This is a genomic window from Streptomyces albidochromogenes, from assembly GCF_005981925.1.
Lineage (GTDB): Bacteria > Actinomycetota > Actinomycetes > Streptomycetales > Streptomycetaceae > Streptomyces > Streptomyces albidochromogenes.
In genome coordinates, this window is sequence record NZ_VBVX01000556.1 from 1 (window position 1) to 2,037 (window position 2,037).

Here is a 2,037-nt window from a genome sequence, read left to right on the forward strand (position 1 = left end):
GGCTGGGAGGGGGAGTGGTCTTCGCGGGCGGTGGAGCGGGTGCGGTGGTGGGTGTCTTGGAAGCCGGCGGGTCCGACGGGGTGGGCGTCGTACGAGGACGTCGAGTCGCCCCCTTGTTCCGGTCCCGGGCATTGCGTCCGGCCGGGCGTGTGGCCGGACGCTCCGGGGAACGTGCGGCTTTCGGCGGCTCGGTCGCCTGCCGCTGGGGTTCGTCGGGGGCTGCCTTCTCCGGGCCCGGCGTCGCCTGAGGGGCACCGGCGGAATGGTCGGGCTGCAGCGAAGCGGTGACCAGGCCGCCCAGTATCGCGAAGGTGGCCGCGGCGAGAGTTCGCCCGCCGTACTTCTTCCAGCGAGGCTGACGGTGGCGCTGAACCTGGGGCACGCCGGCTGCCCGGAGCTGGGGTGCGGCTACGGTGGCGACCCGCGGCTCGTGCATGGTCGCTGGCGGCGCCTGGGCCGCCGGTACGACGGCCGGGGCCGGCGGCGCCGCGGGTGCGGCGGCCGGGGGAGTGGCGTGCCGGGGTACGCCGGGGGGCTCGACCGGGCCGGGTTCTTCACGTAGGAGGACCTCCATCACCGCCGTGCCGACGGCAGGAGTCTCAGCGGCCCGATCGCTCGGCGGCCGCACGCCGGAGTCGTACGCCCCGCATTCCGGGCACGTCACGGTGCCGTTGAGCGGGCGGCGGCAGGGGATGCAGTAGTCCATGGGGGTTCGACCGTTCAACGCGTGAGTCGCGGGCAGGAACCGTGGCGCACCGGCCGGGCGGGGCAGCAGCCCGCGGTCGCGCGGCGCACAGCGCCGTGCAGAAGGACCCTTGTCATGTCGGAACCTCGCTCACTCACCGGTCTGGGGGTGGGGCACCGGTTACCGGGGTCAACGGGACCAGGCGAGTCGCTGTTCATCTGGCGGCCGAAACGTGGGATACGTAACTCCCTGGGCAGTGGTAAGAGTTCACGCGAGAATCCGGGTGCCCTGCATCGAGCAACAGCCAATGTCTCCCGTGAGGTGAGCCTCCACATCGCCCAGGCGCAGCGGGGACAGAGTGATGGTCCCGTCGGACAGCTTCGCTTCGTTCATCCAGCCAGACTTGACGCCAGAACCGTGTCGCACCATCGAATTCCGCGGGCCTCAGGCGGAGCCACCCGGTCGGTGACCGCGCTGCGCCGCGAGGGTGTGGACGCGGTGCGTAAGGGGCGGTCGTGGGGCTACCGCGCGGCACTTGTAGATCGACCGAGTGGAACGATGGCCACCATGTCCAGTCAAGTTTGGGTGTCGCTCATATCGTTGGGCGGCGTTGCGCTCGGTGGCGCGCTGTCTTTCCTCATCCAGTTTGCGACGCAACGGTCGGCTGAGCGGACGGAGTTGCGGCGGCAGCAGACCGAGTTGTCGGAGGCCCGGCGCGCGGAGCGGCTTGCGCTGCTGGAGCGGTTCGTCGAGGTCGCGGCCGATGCGAAGCGCGCGGCCTTCAGCCGGCCGCACGAGTGGGACGACACGACGCCCTGGTTCGTCACGGCCCAGGACGCCATGAACAGACTCTGGGTCGCGGAACGGATGATCCGTATCCAGTTTCCGCTGCCCGTGTACAACGCGGCACGCAAGTACTTCCTCGATCTCAACCGGACCGTGTGGGAAGGCTTGCCCGACGGTGAGAGCGTGCGGGACTACCTGGAGGACAACAGGCTGGCCTTTCTCGACGCGGCCCGAGCCGTCATGGGATAGCCCGCTACGGGCCTCGAAGCTGCCGGTCGGGATATCGGTGCCCCGTGACAGGAACCGATGTGACGCGTTGTCACTCATGCTCCATGGGGATCCCGGAAGCGCGCAGTGCTCGCTCCTCCCAGGCCCCCCACAGCACACCTCACGCGTGTGCGGTCTTTCCGACAAGTCGAGAACGAGGAAGTCACGTGCCCCTGTCGACGCACCGACGTCTGGCCATGAGCGCCACCCTGATCGCCGCCCTCGCCGGCGGTCTCGCCCCCGCCACCGCGGCCTCCGCGGCACCGGCAGCCCCCACGGCCACTACCGGCCCCAAGGCC

The 2,037-nt window shown here is 70.3% G+C and carries 2 protein-coding genes; one reads left to right on the forward strand and one right to left on the reverse strand.

Features of this window, described 5'->3' with window-relative positions; genetic code table 11:
• The coding region (locus E2E34_RS37585) for an SCO2400 family protein (RefSeq protein WP_439333705.1) at window positions 1–706 on the reverse strand (706 nt) is incomplete at its 3' end.
• 537 nt (window positions 707–1,243) lie between these two features.
• On the opposite strand from E2E34_RS37585, the gene E2E34_RS33780 reads away from it, so the two are divergent.
• Window positions 1,244–1,720: a hypothetical protein gene (locus tag E2E34_RS33780; protein WP_138905638.1), complete on the forward strand. Its 477-nt coding sequence runs from the start codon at window positions 1,244–1,246 to the stop codon at window positions 1,718–1,720.
• The last annotated feature ends 317 nt before the right edge of the window (window positions 1,721–2,037 follow it).

What these genes read in the sequence shown, in the direction of transcription:
- E2E34_RS33780 (WP_138905638.1), top strand. Translation starts at nt 1,244, where the DNA reads ATGGCCACCATGTCCAGTCAAGTTTGGGTGTCGCTCATATCGTTGGGC.